We start from the raw sequence: 23,149 nt of genomic DNA, 5'->3' as shown, positions 1-23,149 counted from the left end.
CAGGCCTCCCCGCTTTGCTTTTCAGCGATATCAAGGTTTCTTGAAATTAAGGGTTGACGCGGTTTCGAATCCCCTTATAATGCGCCCCACTTCTGACGTAGTCGAAGCGCAAAACTTCTTGCAAATCAATTAGTTAGGCGATTCAGGTAGTGTCAGGAGCGCTTCGATCGAATGATCGGCAGCGGTTGAGATGATGGTTGACAGCGCTTCTAAACGCTGTATGATTCGCCTCCCGCTACGAGAGATCGCAGTGAGTCAAGTGTTTGAAGCTAAACGAGTTTCTCGCAAAAACTTCAAAATAAACGCTTGACAGCAAATGAGGAAAGCGTAGAATGCGCGCCTCGGTTGAGACGAAAGGCTCTTAACCAAACGCTCTTTAACAAATCGAATCAAGCAATTCGTGTGGGTGCTTGTGAGTACGGACTGATAGTCACAAAGATTATCAGCATCACAAGTGGCCATGCGAGAAATCACATAGTCATTTGAGATTGCTGAGCCAAGTTTAGGGTTTCTTAAAAACCCAAGCAGTATTGAACTGAAGAGTTTGATCATGGCTCAGATTGAACGCTGGCGGCAGGCCTAACACATGCAAGTCGAGCGGATGACGGGAGCTTGCTCCTTGATTCAGCGGCGGACGGGTGAGTAATGCCTAGGAATCTGCCTGGTAGTGGGGGACAACGTTTCGAAAGGAACGCTAATACCGCATACGTCCTACGGGAGAAAGCAGGGGACCTTCGGGCCTTGCGCTATCAGATGAGCCTAGGTCGGATTAGCTAGTTGGTGAGGTAATGGCTCACCAAGGCGACGATCCGTAACTGGTCTGAGAGGATGATCAGTCACACTGGAACTGAGACACGGTCCAGACTCCTACGGGAGGCAGCAGTGGGGAATATTGGACAATGGGCGAAAGCCTGATCCAGCCATGCCGCGTGTGTGAAGAAGGTCTTCGGATTGTAAAGCACTTTAAGTTGGGAGGAAGGGCAGTAAGTTAATACCTTGCTGTTTTGACGTTACCGACAGAATAAGCACCGGCTAACTCTGTGCCAGCAGCCGCGGTAATACAGAGGGTGCAAGCGTTAATCGGAATTACTGGGCGTAAAGCGCGCGTAGGTGGTTCGTTAAGTTGGATGTGAAAGCCCCGGGCTCAACCTGGGAACTGCATCCAAAACTGGCGAGCTAGAGTACGGTAGAGGGTGGTGGAATTTCCTGTGTAGCGGTGAAATGCGTAGATATAGGAAGGAACACCAGTGGCGAAGGCGACCACCTGGACTGATACTGACACTGAGGTGCGAAAGCGTGGGGAGCAAACAGGATTAGATACCCTGGTAGTCCACGCCGTAAACGATGTCAACTAGCCGTTGGAATCCTTGAGATTTTAGTGGCGCAGCTAACGCATTAAGTTGACCGCCTGGGGAGTACGGCCGCAAGGTTAAAACTCAAATGAATTGACGGGGGCCCGCACAAGCGGTGGAGCATGTGGTTTAATTCGAAGCAACGCGAAGAACCTTACCAGGCCTTGACATGCAGAGAACTTTCCAGAGATGGATTGGTGCCTTCGGGAACTCTGACACAGGTGCTGCATGGCTGTCGTCAGCTCGTGTCGTGAGATGTTGGGTTAAGTCCCGTAACGAGCGCAACCCTTGTCCTTAGTTACCAGCACGTTATGGTGGGCACTCTAAGGAGACTGCCGGTGACAAACCGGAGGAAGGTGGGGATGACGTCAAGTCATCATGGCCCTTACGGCCTGGGCTACACACGTGCTACAATGGTCGGTACAGAGGGTTGCCAAGCCGCGAGGTGGAGCTAATCTCACAAAACCGATCGTAGTCCGGATCGCAGTCTGCAACTCGACTGCGTGAAGTCGGAATCGCTAGTAATCGCGAATCAGAATGTCGCGGTGAATACGTTCCCGGGCCTTGTACACACCGCCCGTCACACCATGGGAGTGGGTTGCACCAGAAGTAGCTAGTCTAACCTTCGGGAGGACGGTTACCACGGTGTGATTCATGACTGGGGTGAAGTCGTAACAAGGTAGCCGTAGGGGAACCTGCGGCTGGATCACCTCCTTAATCGACGACATCAGCCTGCTGATGAGCTCCCACACGAATTGCTTGATTCATGGTTGAAGACGATCAAGATCCTGTATGGATCTTGTGTTGTTCCTGGTCAGAACTTGGAAATGAGCATTCGTTTCGAATGTTGATTTCTGACTTTTGTCAGATCGTTCTTTAAAAATTCGGATATGTGATAGATATAGACTGATGACCAGTTTCACTGCTGGTTAATCAGGCTAAGGTAAAATTTGTGAGTTCTGCTCGAAAGAGCAACATGCGAATTTTCGGCGAATGTCGTCTTCACAGTATAACCAGATTGCTTGGGGTTATATGGTCAAGTGAAGAAGCGCATACGGTGGATGCCTTGGCAGTCAGAGGCGATGAAAGACGTGGTAGCCTGCGATAAGCTTTGGGGAGTCGGCAAACAGACTGTGATCCAGAGATCTCTGAATGGGGGAACCCACTCAGCATAAGCTGAGTATCTTGTACTGAATACATAGGTGCAAGAGGCGAACCAGGGGAACTGAAACATCTAAGTACCCTGAGGAAAAGAAATCAACCGAGATTCCCTTAGTAGTGGCGAGCGAACGGGGACCAGCCCTTAAGTTGATTTGAGATTAGTGGAACGCTCTGGAAAGTGCGGCCATAGTGGGTGATAGCCCCGTACACGAAAATCTCTTGTCAATGAAATCGAGTAGGACGGAGCACGAGAAACTTTGTCTGAATATGGGGGGACCATCCTCCAAGGCTAAATACTACTGACTGACCGATAGTGAACCAGTACCGTGAGGGAAAGGCGAAAAGAACCCCGGAGAGGGGAGTGAAATAGAACCTGAAACCGTATGCGTACAAGCAGTGGGAGCCTACTTTGTTAGGTGACTGCGTACCTTTTGTATAATGGGTCAGCGACTTATATTCAGTGGCGAGCTTAACCGAATAGGGGAGGCGTAGCGAAAGCGAGTCTTAATAGGGCGTTTAGTCGCTGGGTATAGACCCGAAACCGGGCGATCTATCCATGGGCAGGTTGAAGGTTAGGTAACACTGACTGGAGGACCGAACCGACTACCGTTGAAAAGTTAGCGGATGACCTGTGGATCGGAGTGAAAGGCTAATCAAGCTCGGAGATAGCTGGTTCTCCTCGAAAGCTATTTAGGTAGCGCCTCATGTATCACTCCAGGGGGTAGAGCACTGTTTCGGCTAGGGGGTCATCCCGACTTACCAAACCGATGCAAACTCCGAATACCTGGAAGTGCCGAGCATGGGAGACACACGGCGGGTGCTAACGTCCGTCGTGAAAAGGGAAACAACCCAGACCGTCAGCTAAGGTCCCAAAGTCATGGTTAAGTGGGAAACGATGTGGGAAGGCTTAGACAGCTAGGAGGTTGGCTTAGAAGCAGCCACCCTTTAAAGAAAGCGTAATAGCTCACTAGTCGAGTCGGCCTGCGCGGAAGATGTAACGGGGCTCAAACCATGCACCGAAGCTACGGGTGTCATCTTTGATGACGCGGTAGAGGAGCGTTCTGTAAGCCTGTGAAGGTGAGTTGAGAAGCTTGCTGGAGGTATCAGAAGTGCGAATGCTGACATGAGTAACGACAATGCGAGTGAAAAACTCGCACGCCGAAAGACCAAGGTTTCCTGCGCAACGTTAATCGACGCAGGGTTAGTCGGTCCCTAAGGCGAGGCTGAAAAGCGTAGTCGATGGAAAACAGGTTAATATTCCTGTACTTCCAGTTATTGCGATGGAGGGACGGAGAAGGTTAGGCCAGCCTGGCGTTGGTTGTCCAGGTTTAAGGTGGTAGGCTGAAATCTTAGGCAAATCCGGGATTTCAAGGCCGAGAGCTGATGACGAGTTGCCTTTAGGCGACGAAGTGGTTGATACCATGCTTCCAAGAAAAGCTCCTAAGCTTCAGATAACTGGGAACCGTACCCCAAACCGACACAGGTGGTTAGGTAGAGAATACCAAGGCGCTTGAGAGAACTCGGGTGAAGGAACTAGGCAAAATGGCACCGTAACTTCGGGAGAAGGTGCGCCGGCGAGGGTGAAGGACTTGCTCCGTAAGCCCATGCCGGTCGAAGATACCAGGCCGCTGCGACTGTTTATTAAAAACACAGCACTCTGCAAACACGAAAGTGGACGTATAGGGTGTGACGCCTGCCCGGTGCCGGAAGGTTAATTGATGGGGTTAGCGCAAGCGAAGCTCTTGATCGAAGCCCCGGTAAACGGCGGCCGTAACTATAACGGTCCTAAGGTAGCGAAATTCCTTGTCGGGTAAGTTCCGACCTGCACGAATGGCGTAACGATGGCGGCGCTGTCTCCACCCGAGACTCAGTGAAATTGAAATCGCTGTGAAGATGCAGTGTATCCGCGGCTAGACGGAAAGACCCCGTGAACCTTTACTATAGCTTTGCACTGGACTTTGAATTTGCTTGTGTAGGATAGGTGGGAGGCTTTGAAGTGGGGACGCCAGTTCTCATGGAGCCATCCTTGAAATACCACCCTGGCAACTTTGAGGTTCTAACTCAGGTCCGTTATCCGGATCGAGGACAGTGTATGGTGGGTAGTTTGACTGGGGCGGTCTCCTCCCAAAGAGTAACGGAGGAGTACGAAGGTGCGCTCAGACCGGTCGGAAATCGGTCGTAGAGTATAAAGGCAAAAGCGCGCTTGACTGCGAGACAAACACGTCGAGCAGGTACGAAAGTAGGTCTTAGTGATCCGGTGGTTCTGTATGGAAGGGCCATCGCTCAACGGATAAAAGGTACTCCGGGGATAACAGGCTGATACCGCCCAAGAGTTCATATCGACGGCGGTGTTTGGCACCTCGATGTCGGCTCATCACATCCTGGGGCTGAAGCCGGTCCCAAGGGTATGGCTGTTCGCCATTTAAAGTGGTACGCGAGCTGGGTTTAGAACGTCGTGAGACAGTTCGGTCCCTATCTGCCGTGGACGTTTGAGATTTGAGAGGGGCTGCTCCTAGTACGAGAGGACCGGAGTGGACGAACCTCTGGTGTTCCGGTTGTCACGCCAGTGGCATTGCCGGGTAGCTATGTTCGGAAGAGATAACCGCTGAAAGCATCTAAGCGGGAAACTTGCCTCAAGATGAGATCTCACTGGGATCTTGAATCCCCTGAAGGGCCGTCGAAGACTACGACGTTGATAGGTTGGGTGTGTAAGCGCTGTGAGGCGTTGAGCTAACCAATACTAATTGCCCGTGAGGCTTGACCATATAACACCCAAGCAATTTGCTAACGCAGATTGCGGTGGTGAAGACGAAACAACCGAAAGTTCGCAACATCACAAATATCGCATATCCGAATTCGCTGGGCTGTCCATCTGGACATTCTGGCAACAGAATTTCTTGACGACCATAGAGCATTGGAACCACCTGATCCCATCCCGAACTCAGCAGTGAAACGATGCATCGCCGATGGTAGTGTGGGGTTTCCCCATGTGAGAGTAGGTCATCGTCAAGATTCATTTCGCAAAACCCCTATCTGCGCATGCAGGTAGGGGTTTTGTCTTTAAGTAGAAGCTATCGCTTCTCCTGGTAGGCTGAAGGCCAGCCGGTGGTGGTAAAAAGGTGGTTGACAGCGTTTCTGAATGCTGTATTATTCACCTCCCGCGACGAGAGATCGAAGCGAGTTAAGTGTCTGAAGTTAAACGAGTTTCTCGCCAAAAACTTCAAAATAAACGCTTGACAGCAAATGAGGAAAGCGTAGAATGCGCGCCTCGGTTGAGACGAAAGGCTCTTAACCAAACGCTCTTTAACAAATCGAATCAAGCAATTCGTGTGGGTGCTTGTGAGTACGGACTGATAGTCACAAAGATTATCAGCATCACAAGTGGCCATGCGAGAAATCACATAGTCATTTGAGATTGCTGAGCCAAGTTTAGGGTTTCTTAAAAACCCAAGCAGTATTGAACTGAAGAGTTTGATCATGGCTCAGATTGAACGCTGGCGGCAGGCCTAACACATGCAAGTCGAGCGGATGACGGGAGCTTGCTCCTTGATTCAGCGGCGGACGGGTGAGTAATGCCTAGGAATCTGCCTGGTAGTGGGGGACAACGTTTCGAAAGGAACGCTAATACCGCATACGTCCTACGGGAGAAAGCAGGGGACCTTCGGGCCTTGCGCTATCAGATGAGCCTAGGTCGGATTAGCTAGTTGGTGAGGTAATGGCTCACCAAGGCGACGATCCGTAACTGGTCTGAGAGGATGATCAGTCACACTGGAACTGAGACACGGTCCAGACTCCTACGGGAGGCAGCAGTGGGGAATATTGGACAATGGGCGAAAGCCTGATCCAGCCATGCCGCGTGTGTGAAGAAGGTCTTCGGATTGTAAAGCACTTTAAGTTGGGAGGAAGGGCAGTAAGTTAATACCTTGCTGTTTTGACGTTACCGACAGAATAAGCACCGGCTAACTCTGTGCCAGCAGCCGCGGTAATACAGAGGGTGCAAGCGTTAATCGGAATTACTGGGCGTAAAGCGCGCGTAGGTGGTTCGTTAAGTTGGATGTGAAAGCCCCGGGCTCAACCTGGGAACTGCATCCAAAACTGGCGAGCTAGAGTACGGTAGAGGGTGGTGGAATTTCCTGTGTAGCGGTGAAATGCGTAGATATAGGAAGGAACACCAGTGGCGAAGGCGACCACCTGGACTGATACTGACACTGAGGTGCGAAAGCGTGGGGAGCAAACAGGATTAGATACCCTGGTAGTCCACGCCGTAAACGATGTCAACTAGCCGTTGGAATCCTTGAGATTTTAGTGGCGCAGCTAACGCATTAAGTTGACCGCCTGGGGAGTACGGCCGCAAGGTTAAAACTCAAATGAATTGACGGGGGCCCGCACAAGCGGTGGAGCATGTGGTTTAATTCGAAGCAACGCGAAGAACCTTACCAGGCCTTGACATGCAGAGAACTTTCCAGAGATGGATTGGTGCCTTCGGGAACTCTGACACAGGTGCTGCATGGCTGTCGTCAGCTCGTGTCGTGAGATGTTGGGTTAAGTCCCGTAACGAGCGCAACCCTTGTCCTTAGTTACCAGCACGTTATGGTGGGCACTCTAAGGAGACTGCCGGTGACAAACCGGAGGAAGGTGGGGATGACGTCAAGTCATCATGGCCCTTACGGCCTGGGCTACACACGTGCTACAATGGTCGGTACAGAGGGTTGCCAAGCCGCGAGGTGGAGCTAATCTCACAAAACCGATCGTAGTCCGGATCGCAGTCTGCAACTCGACTGCGTGAAGTCGGAATCGCTAGTAATCGCGAATCAGAATGTCGCGGTGAATACGTTCCCGGGCCTTGTACACACCGCCCGTCACACCATGGGAGTGGGTTGCACCAGAAGTAGCTAGTCTAACCTTCGGGAGGACGGTTACCACGGTGTGATTCATGACTGGGGTGAAGTCGTAACAAGGTAGCCGTAGGGGAACCTGCGGCTGGATCACCTCCTTAATCGACGACATCAGCCTACTGATGAGCTCCCACACGAATTGCTTGATTCATTGTAAAAGACGATGCTGTAACGCGACCCTGTTATAGGTCTGTAGCTCAGTTGGTTAGAGCGCACCCCTGATAAGGGTGAGGTCGGCAGTTCAAATCTGCCCAGACCTACCATTACATGGTTCAGCCGTAGAATACGGGGCCATAGCTCAGCTGGGAGAGCGCCTGCCTTGCACGCAGGAGGTCAGCGGTTCGATCCCGCTTGGCTCCACCATTTTCGCCGTACGCAGTAGCTTGTCAGAACTTAGAAATGAACATTCAGTTCGAATGTTGATTTCTGACTTTTGTCAGATCGTTCTTTAAAAATTCGGATATGTGATAGATATAGACTGATGACCAGTTTCACTGCTGGTTAATCAGGCTAAGGTAAAATTTGTGAGTTCTGCTCGAAAGAGCAACATGCGAATTTTCGGCGAATGTCGTCTTCACAGTATAACCAGATTGCTTGGGGTTATATGGTCAAGTGAAGAAGCGCATACGGTGGATGCCTTGGCAGTCAGAGGCGATGAAAGACGTGGTAGCCTGCGATAAGCTTTGGGGAGTCGGCAAACAGACTGTGATCCAGAGATCTCTGAATGGGGGAACCCACTCAGCATAAGCTGAGTATCTTGTACTGAATACATAGGTGCAAGAGGCGAACCAGGGGAACTGAAACATCTAAGTACCCTGAGGAAAAGAAATCAACCGAGATTCCCTTAGTAGTGGCGAGCGAACGGGGACCAGCCCTTAAGTTGATTTGAGATTAGTGGAACGCTCTGGAAAGTGCGGCCATAGTGGGTGATAGCCCCGTACACGAAAATCTCTTGTCAATGAAATCGAGTAGGACGGAGCACGAGAAACTTTGTCTGAATATGGGGGGACCATCCTCCAAGGCTAAATACTACTGACTGACCGATAGTGAACCAGTACCGTGAGGGAAAGGCGAAAAGAACCCCGGAGAGGGGAGTGAAATAGAACCTGAAACCGTATGCGTACAAGCAGTGGGAGCCTACTTTGTTAGGTGACTGCGTACCTTTTGTATAATGGGTCAGCGACTTATATTCAGTGGCGAGCTTAACCGAATAGGGGAGGCGTAGCGAAAGCGAGTCTTAATAGGGCGTTTAGTCGCTGGGTATAGACCCGAAACCGGGCGATCTATCCATGGGCAGGTTGAAGGTTAGGTAACACTGACTGGAGGACCGAACCGACTACCGTTGAAAAGTTAGCGGATGACCTGTGGATCGGAGTGAAAGGCTAATCAAGCTCGGAGATAGCTGGTTCTCCTCGAAAGCTATTTAGGTAGCGCCTCATGTATCACTCCAGGGGGTAGAGCACTGTTTCGGCTAGGGGGTCATCCCGACTTACCAAACCGATGCAAACTCCGAATACCTGGAAGTGCCGAGCATGGGAGACACACGGCGGGTGCTAACGTCCGTCGTGAAAAGGGAAACAACCCAGACCGTCAGCTAAGGTCCCAAAGTCATGGTTAAGTGGGAAACGATGTGGGAAGGCTTAGACAGCTAGGAGGTTGGCTTAGAAGCAGCCACCCTTTAAAGAAAGCGTAATAGCTCACTAGTCGAGTCGGCCTGCGCGGAAGATGTAACGGGGCTCAAACCATGCACCGAAGCTACGGGTGTCATCTTTGATGACGCGGTAGAGGAGCGTTCTGTAAGCCTGTGAAGGTGAGTTGAGAAGCTTGCTGGAGGTATCAGAAGTGCGAATGCTGACATGAGTAACGACAATGCGAGTGAAAAACTCGCACGCCGAAAGACCAAGGTTTCCTGCGCAACGTTAATCGACGCAGGGTTAGTCGGTCCCTAAGGCGAGGCTGAAAAGCGTAGTCGATGGAAAACAGGTTAATATTCCTGTACTTCCAGTTATTGCGATGGAGGGACGGAGAAGGTTAGGCCAGCCTGGCGTTGGTTGTCCAGGTTTAAGGTGGTAGGCTGAAATCTTAGGCAAATCCGGGATTTCAAGGCCGAGAGCTGATGACGAGTTGCCTTTAGGCGACGAAGTGGTTGATACCATGCTTCCAAGAAAAGCTCCTAAGCTTCAGATAACTGGGAACCGTACCCCAAACCGACACAGGTGGTTAGGTAGAGAATACCAAGGCGCTTGAGAGAACTCGGGTGAAGGAACTAGGCAAAATGGCACCGTAACTTCGGGAGAAGGTGCGCCGGCGAGGGTGAAGGACTTGCTCCGTAAGCCCATGCCGGTCGAAGATACCAGGCCGCTGCGACTGTTTATTAAAAACACAGCACTCTGCAAACACGAAAGTGGACGTATAGGGTGTGACGCCTGCCCGGTGCCGGAAGGTTAATTGATGGGGTTAGCGCAAGCGAAGCTCTTGATCGAAGCCCCGGTAAACGGCGGCCGTAACTATAACGGTCCTAAGGTAGCGAAATTCCTTGTCGGGTAAGTTCCGACCTGCACGAATGGCGTAACGATGGCGGCGCTGTCTCCACCCGAGACTCAGTGAAATTGAAATCGCTGTGAAGATGCAGTGTATCCGCGGCTAGACGGAAAGACCCCGTGAACCTTTACTATAGCTTTGCACTGGACTTTGAATTTGCTTGTGTAGGATAGGTGGGAGGCTTTGAAGTGGGGACGCCAGTTCTCATGGAGCCATCCTTGAAATACCACCCTGGCAACTTTGAGGTTCTAACTCAGGTCCGTTATCCGGATCGAGGACAGTGTATGGTGGGTAGTTTGACTGGGGCGGTCTCCTCCCAAAGAGTAACGGAGGAGTACGAAGGTGCGCTCAGACCGGTCGGAAATCGGTCGTAGAGTATAAAGGCAAAAGCGCGCTTGACTGCGAGACAAACACGTCGAGCAGGTACGAAAGTAGGTCTTAGTGATCCGGTGGTTCTGTATGGAAGGGCCATCGCTCAACGGATAAAAGGTACTCCGGGGATAACAGGCTGATACCGCCCAAGAGTTCATATCGACGGCGGTGTTTGGCACCTCGATGTCGGCTCATCACATCCTGGGGCTGAAGCCGGTCCCAAGGGTATGGCTGTTCGCCATTTAAAGTGGTACGCGAGCTGGGTTTAGAACGTCGTGAGACAGTTCGGTCCCTATCTGCCGTGGACGTTTGAGATTTGAGAGGGGCTGCTCCTAGTACGAGAGGACCGGAGTGGACGAACCTCTGGTGTTCCGGTTGTCACGCCAGTGGCATTGCCGGGTAGCTATGTTCGGAAGAGATAACCGCTGAAAGCATCTAAGCGGGAAACTTGCCTCAAGATGAGATCTCACTGGGATCTTGAATCCCCTGAAGGGCCGTCGAAGACTACGACGTTGATAGGTTGGGTGTGTAAGCGCTGTGAGGCGTTGAGCTAACCAATACTAATTGCCCGTGAGGCTTGACCATATAACACCCAAGCAATTTGCTAACGCAGATTGCGGTGGTGAAGACGAAACAACCGAAAGTTCGCAACATCACAAATATCGCATATCCGAATTCGCTGGGCTGTCCATCTGGACATTCTGGCAGCAGAATTTCTTGACGACCATAGAGCATTGGAACCACCTGATCCCATCCCGAACTCAGCAGTGAAACGATGCATCGCCGATGGTAGTGTGGGGTTTCCCCATGTGAGAGTAGGTCATCGTCAAGATTCATTTCGCAAAACCCCTATCTGCACATGCAGGTAGGGGTTTTGTCTTTAAGTAGGAACTACAGAGATTCGCAGGTACGTCCGAGGGACGGGCCAGCACACAGAATTTCTTGACGACCATAGAGCATTGGAACCACCTGATCCCATCCCGAACTCAGCAGTGAAACGATGCATCGCCGATGGTAGTGTGGGGCTTCCCCATGTGAGAGTAGGACATCGTCAAGATTCAAATCCAAAGCCCCTGTCTGCGATGCAGACAGGGGCTTTGTCTTTCAGGGCCCAAAGACCCCAGGGCTTGTGTGCGTCGCAATCAGCTCAGAACTGATAGCTGACCGTGGCACTGACATTGCGCTCTTCACCCATGTAGCAGTAGTTCAAGCTGGCACACGAAGTGATGTAGCTTTCATTGGTAAGGTTGTTGGCGTTCAAGCGCACATCCATCCCCCGCAGCCCGACCTTGCCCAGGTCATAGCCGATCGAGGCGTCGAACAGGGTATAGGAGGGCACCTTCATACTGTTTTCCGCATCCACCCAGCTGTACCCCACATACCGCACCCCACCACCCAAGCGCATGCCATCCAGGGCCCCCTGGTGGAAGTTGTAGTCAGCCCAAAGCGAGAACATCTGTTTCGGTGCCTGGGTTGGCGAATTGCCCTTGTTATCCAGATTGCCGGACACCAGGCTGGGCATCGACTTTGCGTACTCGATATCGGTAAAGGTATAGCCGCCCAGCAGCTTCAAGCTGTCGGTCAGTTGCACATGGGCCTCCAGTTCAAGCCCTTGTGAGCGAACTTGCCCTACAGGGCGATAGAAGTCCTCGTCAGGCTGCTTCGAGGCCAGGTTCTCTTGCTCGATGCGGAACACCGATGCGGTGAACAGATTGTCGCTACCCGGCGGCTGATACTTGATGCCAGCCTCCCATTGAGTGCCTTCGGTCGGTGCCAGAGGGCGTCCTTCCTGGTCGGACACGGTATTGGGGTTGAACGACTCCGAGTAGCTGAAATAGGGCGCAATGCCGTTCTCGAACAGGTAGAGCACCCCTGCGCGGGTAGTGAACCTGGAGCGCTGGTCACTGACCTTTGTGTTGCTGTCGCGATTTTCCTCGGACACCTTCACCCAGTCCTGGCGCAGCCCCAACGAGAAGCGCCATTGGTCCAGCTCCACCAGGTCCTGCAGGTAAACGCCCGTTTGCTGCAAGCGCCGCTGGTAGCGGTTCTCGCCCAGCACCTGAAGGTTGCCGTTGCCGTACTGCGGGTTGCCTGCATCCAGCGGATCGACTGTGCCATAACGCCAGGCCACGTCAGCCTTGCGTCGCTGGTAGTCGGTGCCCAGCAGCAAGGTGTGTTTGGCGGCCCCGGTGAAGAATTCCGCCTGCAGCATGTTGTCGATGATGTACGAATGCAGGCGTTCGTCGCCGCCGGTATAGGCGCGGTTGAGGATATTGCTGTCGGCATCCGCCCAGCCGGCGGAATACACCTGGTCCATCGACACGTCGGAATCCTGATAGCGGAAGTTCTGGCGTGCCGTGAACACATCGTTGAAGCGATGCTCGAACTGATAGCTGAAGGACTGTTGGGTACGCTCGTAGTTGTCGATACCCGGCTCGCCTTCGAAGAAATGGTCCGAAAGGCGCAAGCCGTTGCGCTTGTGCAGCATGCCATCTGCGGGGTTACCGCCGTGATAGCCGCCGTTGGGGTCATGTTGCAGGTAGGCCTGCAGGGTCAGCGAAGTGTCTTCGCTGAAGTCGATGCTGACGGCCGGCGCGATGGCATAGCGTTCTTCCTTGTTGTGGTCGAACTGCGTGTCGGAAGCATCCGCCAGGCCTGTCAGGCGATAAGCGATACGCTTGTCGTCATCCACGGGGCCGCTGAAATCGAAACCCATGCCGCGCTGGCCTTGGGTACCGAGGGTGGCCTGGACTTGATGGTAGGGGGTGAACAGCGGCTTCTTGGTGGTCAGTGCCACCAGGCCTCCTGGCGAGCTACGGCCATACAGTACCGAAGACGGTCCCTTGAGGATATCGATGCGCTCCAGGAAGTACGGGTCCACCTGCATGGTGCTGTAGGTGCCGTTGTCTCCCATCGACTTGAGCCCGTCGACGTAGATGTTGTCTACCGAGCCGTCGTTGAAGCCACGCATGGCCACATAGTCATAACGATGGGTCGCCCCGTAGGGGTTGGTCAGTACCCCAGGTGTGTAGCGCATGGCTTGGGCAACCGTTTGTGAGCCTTGGTCGTCCATCTGCTGTCGGGTAACCACCGAGACCGATTGTGATGTCTCTACCAGCGGCATGCTGGTCTTGGTCGCCACCTGGCTGTGGGTAGCGTTGTAACCCTCCATGCTGCCCAATGCATTGCCAAGTGTGAAGCTACGGACATCGGTGTCTGGCAATGACAATGCAGCGCCTTGGGGTTGTACCTGCAGCACGTAGCTGCGGCCGTTCTGGTTAACGGCTCCCAGGCCGCTGCCATTTAGCAACTGGCGCAGTGCCTGATCGGTAGAGTACTGCCCCTGCAGACCATTCGACTGCAAGCCTTGGGTGAGCTGGGGTGTGCTCGACAGGGTGATGCCAGCCTGGCGGGCGAACTGGTTGAGCACATCATCCAACTGGCCGGCCGGGATCGCGTAGTGGTGGCTTACCTGGGCCGTTTCTGCTGCTATGGACAGTGGTGTGACGGCTGTCAGGCCCAAGGAGGTGCCAAACAGGGCAGCCCGGACTGCATTGCGTAAATATACTGAGTGCAAGACAGGTCGAAAATCATTCGCGTTAAATGTGCGCATATGCGCGGGAGCGGTAGGCATGAGGGGTCCGTTGAAGTGAGAGGGCAGGAGGTGTCGCTTACTGTCCTAGCCGGACCGACATTCAAAACCCGTCAAAAAAGTTATTGGGGCCGCCACGCGCCCCATCGCCGGCAAGCCAGCTCCCACAGGTATTGCATAGCCCTCAGGCCTTTTGCGATCTCTGTGGGAGCTGGCTTGCCGGCGATGGGCTGCATAGCAGCCCTGAACGCAAAAGCCGCCGTCAGTTCAGGCCAGCCCCTCCACGCGCACCCACCAGCGTGTACGTTGGCGAAGCCGTACGGGTAGCGTCCGTGGTATCAGCTGTAGCAGTTGCTCCGGGTCTTCGAGGCGAAATACACCCGACAGGCGCAAATCGGCAATGTCGTCGCTACAGCCCAGGTAACCATGGCGATAACGGCTGACCTGCGCAAGGAAGTCGAACAGGCGCATGTCCCGGGTGACGATCAGGCCTTCTGTCCAGGCCATCGCATCCATGTCCACCTGTTCGAGCTGGTGTGTGCCTAGCGCATCCAGGCGCCAGTTCTGGCCGCTTTCGATCCATTGCAGCTGGCCATTGTCAGGCCGGTGTATCGCCACCCTGCCATGGCTGACACTGACCTGCGTGCAGTCGCTGTCCTGACGTGCCACAAAGCGTCCTTCGAACCCTTCCAGTAACGCGTCACGAGTTTCTACAAGCAAGGAACGCTGCGGGTTGCAGGCAATCATCAATTCCCCCTGCTTCAGGCGGACCAGGCGCTGCTGGTCATTGAAGGCCAGGTCGACGGTACTGCGGGTGTTGAGTTGCATCTGCGAGCCATCGGGAAGCGCAAAGCTGCGTCGTTCGCCCGTGCCGGTGGCGTAGTCTGATGTCCAGGCGTTGACCGCATCGAGGTCTTTTCCCAGCCATGCCGCCGTCCCTACCATGGCAACGCCGCCAAGCAGTTTCAGCGCCTGCCGACGATGCAGGCGGCGCTGGCTGGTCTCCAGGGTTTGCAAAGCCAGCCCGGCACCGGGTATGGCACGCAGGTCGAGGTCCTGATGCAGGTGAATTACTCGTTGCCAAGCCTGCTCGTGTTCGTGGTGGGCAGTGCGCCATTGCCTGCACTCTTGTTGCAGGGCAGGGGCATGCCCGCTCTCGCGCAGCCTCAGCATCAACTGGATGGCCTGCTTGACTGCTGTTGCGCCGGGCTGTGAAGCGGTCATTACGTCAACACTCGTCGGCGTAGCGCAGCAAGTAGCAATGGTAGAGCGCGTCGGCGATATAGCGCTCCACGGTACGCACCGAGATCCCCATCTGGTCGGCGATCGCCTGGTGCTTCAGCCCCTCGCATTGGGCAAGCAGGAATGCACGACGTACTTTGGGCTTGAGGCCTTCGAGCATGCGCGCGATGCGCTCCAGCAATTCCAGCAGCAGCTCACGGGTTTCGGCCGAAGGGGCCTGCGCTTCCGGCAACTGTGCCAGTGCTTCGAGATAGGCCCTGTGCAGTTCCTCGCGCCGCCAGTGGTCGATCACGAGCCCACGCGCAACCGTTCTCAGGAAAGCCCGGGGTGTGTTCAGTTGCAGATGTTCGCGACGTTGCAACAGGCGTACGAAGGTGTCCTGAGCCAGGTCTGCGGCATCGGCGGCGTTGCCCAGCTTGCTGCGTAGCCAGGCATGCAACCAACCGTGGTGGTCACTGTAGAGCGTTTGCACGGAATCGTTGCTGGGCATGGGAGGGCGCTGCCACCAATGGACATGAATGATAATTAGTCTCATTGTTGACAAGGGCAGATCAATTTGCAACCTATTCGACCGCACCTTGATGCAGTCACTGCTCGCTAGCGGCTCCGTTGTGTATCCAGGTACTTGCGGATTACCCGCGATGCGTTATTCAGGTGCCGTTCCAGCACCGTTACTGCTTCATCCACCAGCTTGTCGCCAGCCGCATCCGCCAGTGCGTTGTGATCGTCCTGGGTGAGCTTGCCCAGGCCCATGGACGAAAGATGAAACCGCAGGAAGCGCTCTTCCTCGTTCAATTCGTCCTCGATCAGGCGCAGCAGCTTCTTGTTCGGCGCCTTGCTGTACAGCGACATGTGGAACAGGCGATTGAGGCGGCCGATTTCGGCGTGACGGGTTTCGTTTTCCAGTTGCTGGATATACCCGCGGGCACTGGCGATGTCGTTGGCATCGAGCAGCGGAATGGACTGGCGCAGTGCCTCGGTCTCAAGCAGCACGCGCAGGGCATAGGTGTCCACCGCATCCTCGCCGATCAGCGGCGCAACAACCGCGCCCTTGTGCATTTCCACTTTCAGCAGTGATTGCGCTTCCAGCTGGCGCAGGGCTTCGCGAACGGGCATGCGGCTTACACCGAACAAGGTAGCGAGCTCTTGTTGGCGGATGGCAGTACCAGGGGGCAAACGGCCATCAAGAATGGCACTACGCAGGCGTTCTTCGATCACGCCACGGGCCTGGTGCGGCAACAGCTGCTCGCTGGCCAGCACATTGCTCAATTTGATTTTCTCGGCCACGCGACGTCTGCCTCAACGATGACTAAAGTTGGATCCAATGAAGCTAGTAACAGCTCTTGGGGGTGTCAAACCTGTACACCTAATGGAGCAGGCGCCCCCAAAAGCGCGGCTATGGTGGATGAAGTCGAAGGGCAAAGGAAGCGGCCCACACAAGGTTATAACCAGAAAGTGTAGGTCGACTGACCGGCGGGTGCATGATTGCAGGATGCCATTGTCTTTTGCCGTTGCAGGCCGCACCATCGCTGCTTTCGACTGGCCTGAACAGGGCTTGGCAGTGGCGATATCCTGGATGCTCAAAACCGTTGTGCAACGTGTCGGCCTTGCTGCGCTGCTGGGCAGCCTGCTGCTGGGCGGGCTGTACGCGGATTGGGACTTTTCCCAGATCAGCCGCAAGTCGCAGGCCCTGTATGGCCCCTTGGGCGCCGGGCAGGGCCGTATCGATGCCTGGCAGAGCCTGATGGCTACGCAGAAGCAGGGTACGGAGCTTGAGCGATTGCAGGTGGTCAACCGCTTCTTCAACCAGCAATTGCGCTATGTAGAGGACATCGACCTGTGGCACGAGGTCGACTATTGGGCCACGCCGGTGCAGGCGCTGATCAAGGGTGCAGGGGACTGCGAGGACTACGCCATCGCCAAGTATTTCAGCCTGCGGCGCATGGGTATTCCCAGTGAAAAGCTGCGCATTACCTACGTAAAGGCGCTGCGGCAGAACCGGGCGCACATGGTCCTGACCTATTATTCAAGCCCACAGGCTCAACCATTGGTACTCGACAGCCTAATGGATGCCATCAAGCCGGCCAGCCAGCGTACCGACCTGCTGCCGGTGTACGCCTTCAATGGTGAGGGTTTGTGGCTGACGGGCGCCGCAGGCAACAAGAAGGTCGGCGATACCAAGCGGCTGTCACGCTGGCAGGATTTGCTGAAGAAAATGCAGGCCGAAGGGTTCCCGGCCGAGCCGGTTTACTGAAGGAGCACAGATGTCACTGTTCAAACAATTGCTGTTGGCCATTTGCCTCTTCCTGGTGGTCGCCTTCAGTGGCAGTTTCATGGTCAGCCTGGAAAGCTCGCGCAGCCAGTACGTCAACCAGTTGCGCTCGCACGCCCAGGATGCGGCGACAGCGCTGGCGCTGTCGCTGACGCCGAATATCGATGACCCGGCGATGGTCGAGCTGATGGTCAGTTCGATCTTTGACAGTGGTTATTACTCAAGTATCAAGGTTGTCGACCTAGGTTCCAATGCTGTGCTGGTAGAGCGCCACGCCGAGCCGGACCCCGGCGGTGTACCGCGCTGGTTCGTGGGCCTGATCGGCCTGGAAGCTGCCGGCGGCGACGCCATCGTCAGCCGTGGCTGGCAGCAGGCTGCGCGTGTTGAGGTGATCAGCCACCCGATGTTCGCCATTGCCAAGCTCTGGCAAAGCGCCCTGGGCAGCCTGGGTTGGCTGCTGCTGTGTGGCGCGGCCAGCGCCGTACTCGGCGCCTTGCTCCTGCGTCGCCAGTTGCGGCCGCTGGACTACATGGTCGAGCAGTCCCACGCCATTGCCCGCCGCGAATTCCTCAGCCTGCCTGAGTTGCCGCGCACACCGGAGCTGCGCCGGGTAGTGCAGGCGATGAACCAGATGGTCGAGAAGCTCAAGGCACTGTTCACCGAGCAGGCCGAGCGCAGCGAGCGGCTGCGTGCCGAGTCCTATCAGGACAGCCTGACCGGGCTCTCCAACCGCCGTTATTTCGAGATGCAGTTGAACACCCGGGTGAGCAACCTGGAAGAAGCGCGCGCCGGCTACCTGCTGTTGCTGCGGGTCCAGGGGCTGGCGGGGTTGAACGCCCGTCTTGGCGGCCAGCGTACCGACCAGTTGCTACAGGCTGTGGGTGAGCAGTTGCGTCGCACCTGTGCCAGCTACCCGGAAACCAACGACCTGATTTCCCGCAGCCGCGGGGGCGAGTTCGCCGTGTTGGCGCCGGGCATGGTGCATGAAGAGGCGGTACAGCTTGCCCAGGCCTTGGAAGCAACGCTGCACAGCCTGCACGAAACAGGCGCTAGTGATATAGACCCGGTGGCTTGTATCGGCCTGGCGCCGTTCAACCCCGGTGATTCACCACAGGCATTGCTGAAGCTTGCCGACGAGGCGCTGGCACTCGCCGAGAACCAGCCAACACCGGGTTGGGTATGCCTTGAACAAGGTGTGGCCGCAGTTGCTGCGGATAGTCAGCATGTCTGGCATGAGCGGCTGGACCAGGCATTCAATAATGGGCAATTTGAACTGTTCTTCCAGCCAGTCGTAGATTGCGCTTCTGTACAACGGGTACTGCACCACAAGGTGATTTCGCGTTTGCAGGATGGCCAGGGCGAGGCGCTGCCGGCAGGCCGCTTCCTGCCCTGGCTGGAGCGCTTCGGCTGGATGCCGCGGCTTGATGTGCTGGTGTTGGAGAAGGTGCTGGCGCACCTTCGAGGGCATGAACAGGTGTTGGCGCTGAACCTGTCCGCCGCCACCCTGGCCGACCCCAAGGCCCTGCAGCGTGTCTTCGAGCTTCTGGGCCAAAACACGGCGCTTGGTCCGCGGCTGGTTTTCGAAATTGGCGAGGAACAGTTGCCTGAGCAGGCGGTTCTGGAACAACTCACCCGGCGCCTGCACGCGCTTGGCTTCGGCTTGGCGCTGCAACGCTTTGGTGGGCGTTTCAGCATGATCGGCAACCTGGCGCACCTGGGCCTGGCATACCTGAAGATCGATGGCAGCTACATCCGCAACATTGACCAAGAGCAGCACAAGCGGCTGTTCATCGAAGCGGTCCAGCGTGCCGCACACAGTATCGACCTGCCGCTGATTGCCGAGCGGGTCGAGACGGAAGGTGAGCGGTTGGTGTTGCGGGAGATGGGTGTAGGCGGGATTCAGGGGCAGTTGGTTGGTGAGCCTGCCCCCTGGCGCTGAGGGTATGCGGTCCCTTGTAGGAGCGGCCTTGTGTCGCGAAAGGGCTGCACAGCGGCCCCAGGATTTCAGCAAAGACGCAAAAATCGCTGGGGCTGCTGTGCAGCCCTTTCGCGACACAAGGCTGCTCCTACAACGAACACGGTAGGAATGGCGGTCAACGCTCGCGCAACGCCTCCGAACGCGCCTTCATGATCGGCTTGAGCAGGTAGCTCATGATGGTCTTCTTGCCGGTCATGATATCGACCGTCGCCACCATCCCCGGAATGATCAGCAGCGGCTTCTCGTCAGTGCCCAGGTGGCTGCGGTCGGTGCGCAGCTTGATCAGGTAATAGGTGGTCTTCTTGTCTTCATCGGTGATGGTGTCGGCACCGATCTGCTCCAGCTTGGCCTTCAGCCCACCGTAGATGGTGTAGTCATAGGCCGTGAACTTGACCGTCGCTTCCTGACCAGGGTGCAGGAAGGCGATGTCCTTGGGCAGGATCTTCGCCTCGATAACCAGTGAGTCGTCCAGCGGCACGATTTCTATGATATCGCTGCCCGGCTGGATCACCCCGCCAATGGTATTCACCAGCAGTTGCTTGACGATACCGCGTACCGGCGAAGTAACCATGGTGCGGTGCACGCGATCATCCAGCGCCTTGCTGGTTGCCGTGGCTTTGTTCAGCTCTGTGCGCGCTTCGTTCAGCTGGGTCAGCGCTTCGCTACGGAATTTGCCACGGGTCTCTTCGATCTTGCTTTGCACCTCGCGAATGGCCGCCTCGGCACGCGGGATAGCCAGCGCTGTGGAGTCCAGCTGACCGCGGTTCTCCACCTCGGCACGACGCAGGCGCAGCACTTCAACCTGCGAGATTGCGCCGGTTGCCACCAGTGGCTCGGACATGCTGATCTCTTTACGCAACAGTTCCAGGCTGTTGGCGTACTGGGCGCGCTTTGAGCTGAACTCGCGCAGCTCCTGCTGGCGCTGGACCAGTTGTTGCTGCAAGCCACCAATCTCGTCCTGCAGTTGCTGGCGCCGGCTCTGGTACAGCGACTCTTCGCTTGCTGCCTGGCTTGGCGCGGCCTTGCGCAGTTCCTCATCGATCTTCAACGGGGTGTCGCCCACTTCGGCACTCAGGCGCTCGACGCGCAAAGCCATGGCCAGGCGGTCGGCCTCGGTTTCACCCACATTGGAGGCGAATCGGGTTTCATCCAGGCGCAGCAATGGCTGGCCCACTTCGACGATCTGCCCTTCCTTGGCGAAGATCTCGGCGACTATACCCCCCTCCAGGTTCTGAATCTTCTGCACCTTGGACGACGGAATGGCCTTGCCTTCACCCCGCGTAACTTCGTCGATGGGCGCGACGCTGGCCCACACGATCAGGAACACGAAGAACAGGATCACGCCCCAGATGGTCAGCCGCACGACTCGCGGCGCATCCTCGATCAGGGCCTTGTTGACCTCTGGCAGCGGCTGCCCGCCCAGTGAATCGGACCCTTTGAAATAGCGCCGCAGGCCTTCCTTGAATTGCCCTACATCCAGCTTATGCAACACTGATCTGCCCCTTCTTCAGCGCATCCATGACCGCGGCTTTCGGGCCGTCGGCGACAATCTGCCCGCGATCGATCACGATCAGTCGGTCCACCAGTGACAGCAGCGAGGCACGGTGAGTGACCAGCAGCATCGTCTTGCCTTCCACTACCGCCTGCAGCCGCTGCTTGAGGCGTTCTTCGCCGGTGTTGTCCATGGCGCTGGTCGGTTCGTCCAGCAGCAGGATCTGCGGGTTGAGCAACAGCGCGCGGCCCAGGGCGACGTTCTGTCGCTGGCCGCCGGACAGGTTCTGCCCGCGCTCACCCACCTGCAGCTCGTAGCCGTCCGGGTGCAACCGGGCGAATTCATGTACGCCTGCCAGTTCAGCAGCCTGCAGGATCAACTCATCCTCGATGTAGCGGGCCCCGCTGACCAGGTTATCGCGCAGGGTACCGGCCAGCAGCTGAATGTCCTGCGGCACGTAGCCGATGTTGTGGCGCAGTTCGCTGACGTCAATCTGGCGAATGTCCACGCCGTCGACCAGCAGCGAGCCGCTGTCGGCCTCGTACAGGCCGACGATGAGCTTGGCCAACGAGCTCTTGCCCGAGCCACTGCGGCCGATAATGCCCACCTTCTCGCCGGGGCGGATGGTGAGGTTGATGTTCTTCAGGGCCTGGTTCTGTTGGTTCGGATAGGTGAAATCGACCCCGCGGAACTCGACGCTGCCCTGCAGCACCTTGCGGCTCAGCGGGCGTTCTTCGAAGTTGCGCTCTTGCGGTAGTTCCATCATGTGGTCGGTGGAGACCATGGTCACCTTGGCTTGCTGATAGCGGGCGAGCAGGCCGTTGAGCTGGCCCAGCGGCCCGAGGGCGCGGCCGCTGAGCATGTAGCAGGCTACCAGGCCGCCCATGCTCAGGTTGCCGTCGATGATCAGGTATACGCCGACGCAGATCATTGCCACGCCTGCCAGTTGCTGGATCAGCAGGGTGATGTTCATCGCCAGGCTCGACAGCACTTTCACCCGCAGTTCCAGGCGGCTGAGGGTACCGAGGGTCTGCTCCCACATGTACTGGCGTTCGCTTTCGGCGTTGTTGACCTTTACCGCATCCAGGCCGGCAAGGGTCTCGATCAGGCTGGACTGGCGCTCCGAAGCCAGGGCCATGGTCCGTTCCATGGTCGCCATCAGTGGCCGTTGCAGTGCGTAGCCGATGCCCAGGGCCAGTGGGAAGGCGATGATCGGGATCCACACCAGGTGCCCGCCAATGATGGCGATGACAATCAGAATAAGGACGGTGAACGGCAGGTCGATCAGGCTGGTCAGGGTCAGCGAAGCGAGGAAGTCACGCAGGCCCTGGAACTCATGAATGTTCTGGGCAAAGCTGCCGACCCTCGCAGGGCGGTACTTCATCGACATGCCGACGATACGTTCGAACAGCGTTGCCGAAATGATCAGGTCGGTCTTCTTGCCAGCCAGGTCCAGGCACAAGCCGCGCAGGCCCTTGAGGATCAGGTCGAAGATGTAGGCGCCGGCGATGCCGACGGCCAGTACCCAGAGGGTCGAGGTGGCCTGGTTGGGTACCACCCGGTCATATACGTTCATCACGAACAGTGGCGCGGCCAGGGCGATCAGGTTGATCACCAGGCTGGCGGCGATGGCGTCGATATACAGCCACTTGCTGCGCAGCAAGGTATCGCGGAACCACGACTTCGCCCGCGGGATGAGGTTGCCGTGGTTGACGTCGAACTTGTGCTGCGGCTGGGCAAAGAATACCCGACCACTGTAATCGCTCTGCAGGGCTTCGCGGCTGACATGCACCTCGCCGCCATCGCTCTCGCTGAGCAACAGGCGTGCGGTGTCTTCGTTCTCCCAGCCCAGCAGGACGGCGCTGCGGCCTTCCTTGAGCAGCAACATGGCTGGCATGGCGATGCTCGGGATCTGCTCCAGCTTACGCTGCAGCAGGCGCCCCTGCAGGCCGGCCCTGGCGGCAGCGCGGGGCAGCAACTCGGGGCTCAGGCGCTGGGCCGGCAACGGCAGGCCGGTGGTCAGCATGACCCGGCTTGCAGGTTTCTGGTGCAGGACACACAGGCTCAACAGACTATCCAGCAGGGGATCGTCATGCTGACTGCGTGGATCGTGGCTGAGTTGGACTCGACTGACTTCGGATTCCACGCGGCGCTCTCTTCATCCTTGTGGTGGGTGGGGTGGGTGTGCCGCCGTTCAGGCTGGCTCACCCGTGCTGCCAGGCAGTGGTCATGAGGCTACGGCACCCTGGCGC

The 23,149-nt window shown here is 56.3% G+C and carries 8 protein-coding genes, 2 tRNA genes and 7 rRNA genes; 11 read left to right on the top strand and 6 right to left on the bottom strand.

All coding sequences use genetic code 11. From position 1 onward, the window contains the following. The first annotated feature begins 532 nt into the window (after window positions 1-532). The 9 genes from IMX18_RS23735 to rrf (IMX18_RS23695) all read left to right on the top strand — a co-directional run bounded on the left by IMX18_RS23735 (window position 533) and on the right by rrf (IMX18_RS23695) (window position 11,378). Window positions 533-2,069, top strand: a 16S ribosomal RNA gene (locus IMX18_RS23735). Between the two features lie 317 nt (window positions 2,070-2,386). Beyond that, window positions 2,387-5,278: ribosomal RNA gene (locus tag IMX18_RS23730) — 23S ribosomal RNA — on the top strand. 131 nt (window positions 5,279-5,409) lie between these two features. Continuing rightward, window positions 5,410-5,525, top strand: a 5S ribosomal RNA gene (rrf, locus tag IMX18_RS23725). 447 nt (window positions 5,526-5,972) lie between these two features. Then, window positions 5,973-7,509 (top strand): 16S ribosomal RNA (locus IMX18_RS23720). Between the two features lie 85 nt (window positions 7,510-7,594). Further along, window positions 7,595-7,671 (top strand) — tRNA-Ile (locus IMX18_RS23715). Between the two features lie 24 nt (window positions 7,672-7,695). Beyond that, window positions 7,696-7,771, top strand: a tRNA-Ala gene (locus IMX18_RS23710). Window positions 7,772-8,014: 243 nt separating this feature from the next. Further along, window positions 8,015-10,906, top strand: a 23S ribosomal RNA gene (locus IMX18_RS23705). Window positions 10,907-11,037: 131 nt separating this feature from the next. Continuing rightward, window positions 11,038-11,153, top strand: a 5S ribosomal RNA gene (gene rrf, locus IMX18_RS23700). 109 nt (window positions 11,154-11,262) lie between these two features. Further along, window positions 11,263-11,378: ribosomal RNA gene (rrf, locus tag IMX18_RS23695) — 5S ribosomal RNA — on the top strand. The 16S, 23S and 5S rRNA genes sit together here with 2 tRNA genes alongside, the layout of an rRNA operon. Before the next feature lie 90 nt (window positions 11,379-11,468). Here the strand turns inward: rrf (IMX18_RS23695) and IMX18_RS23690 are convergent. The 4 genes from IMX18_RS23690 to IMX18_RS23675 all read right to left on the bottom strand — a co-directional run bounded on the left by IMX18_RS23690 (window position 11,469) and on the right by IMX18_RS23675 (window position 16,442). Beyond that, window positions 11,469-13,934, bottom strand: coding sequence for a TonB-dependent siderophore receptor (locus tag IMX18_RS23690; RefSeq protein WP_139657337.1), 2,466 nt, complete (start codon window positions 13,932-13,934; stop codon window positions 11,469-11,471). Window positions 13,935-14,180: 246 nt separating this feature from the next. Then, window positions 14,181-15,137: a FecR family protein gene (locus tag IMX18_RS23685; protein WP_015268510.1), complete on the bottom strand. Its 957-nt coding sequence runs from the start codon at window positions 15,135-15,137 to the stop codon at window positions 14,181-14,183. Window positions 15,138-15,141: 4 nt separating this feature from the next. Further along, complete coding sequence (locus IMX18_RS23680; RefSeq protein WP_015268511.1) at window positions 15,142-15,645, bottom strand: sigma-70 family RNA polymerase sigma factor; 504 nt, start codon at window positions 15,643-15,645, stop codon at window positions 15,142-15,144. Between the two features lie 107 nt (window positions 15,646-15,752). Next, complete coding sequence (locus tag IMX18_RS23675; RefSeq protein WP_015268512.1) at window positions 15,753-16,442, bottom strand: GntR family transcriptional regulator; 690 nt, start codon at window positions 16,440-16,442, stop codon at window positions 15,753-15,755. Window positions 16,443-16,647: 205 nt separating this feature from the next. On the opposite strand from IMX18_RS23675, the gene lapG reads away from it, so the two are divergent. Together lapG and lapD are read left to right on the top strand one after the other, a co-directional pair. Then, window positions 16,648-17,409 (top strand): cysteine protease LapG, encoded by a 762-nt coding sequence (lapG, locus tag IMX18_RS23670; protein ID WP_015268513.1) that lies wholly within the window; start codon window positions 16,648-16,650, stop codon window positions 17,407-17,409. Between the two features lie 10 nt (window positions 17,410-17,419). Beyond that, entirely contained in the window at window positions 17,420-19,366 is a 1,947-nt protein-coding gene (gene lapD / locus IMX18_RS23665; protein WP_100414152.1) for a cyclic di-GMP receptor LapD, read from the top strand. Window positions 19,367-19,520: 154 nt separating this feature from the next. Here the strand turns inward: lapD and IMX18_RS23660 are convergent, their stop codons facing one another. Beyond that, complete coding sequence (locus IMX18_RS23660) at window positions 19,521-20,897, bottom strand: HlyD family type I secretion periplasmic adaptor subunit (RefSeq protein ID WP_015268515.1); 1,377 nt, start codon at window positions 20,895-20,897, stop codon at window positions 19,521-19,523. Then, window positions 20,887-23,043 (bottom strand): type I secretion system permease/ATPase, encoded by a 2,157-nt coding sequence (locus IMX18_RS23655; protein ID WP_015268516.1) that lies wholly within the window; start codon window positions 23,041-23,043, stop codon window positions 20,887-20,889. The genes IMX18_RS23660 and IMX18_RS23655 overlap by 11 nt, the downstream gene beginning before the upstream one ends. Between the last annotated feature and the right edge of the window lie 106 nt (window positions 23,044-23,149).

The sequence above is a fragment of the Pseudomonas shirazica genome, assembly GCF_015168335.1.
Classification (GTDB): Bacteria; Pseudomonadota; Gammaproteobacteria; order Pseudomonadales; family Pseudomonadaceae; genus Aquipseudomonas; species Aquipseudomonas asiatica.
This window is presented reverse-complemented; position numbering and strand designations above follow the sequence as displayed.

Bases quoted from the DNA above. Each gene is read 5' to 3' on its own strand.
- IMX18_RS23690 (WP_139657337.1), bottom strand. From the start codon at position 13,934: ATGCGCACATTTAACGCGAATGATTTTCGACCTGTCTTGCACTCAGTA.
- IMX18_RS23685 (WP_015268510.1), bottom strand. From the start codon at position 15,137: ATGACCGCTTCACAGCCCGGCGCAACAGCAGTCAAGCAGGCCATCCAG.
- IMX18_RS23680 (WP_015268511.1), bottom strand. From the start codon at position 15,645: ATGCCCAGCAACGATTCCGTGCAAACGCTCTACAGTGACCACCACGGT.
- lapG (WP_015268513.1), top strand. From the start codon at position 16,648: ATGCCATTGTCTTTTGCCGTTGCAGGCCGCACCATCGCTGCTTTCGAC.
- lapD (WP_100414152.1), top strand. From the start codon at position 17,420: ATGTCACTGTTCAAACAATTGCTGTTGGCCATTTGCCTCTTCCTGGTG.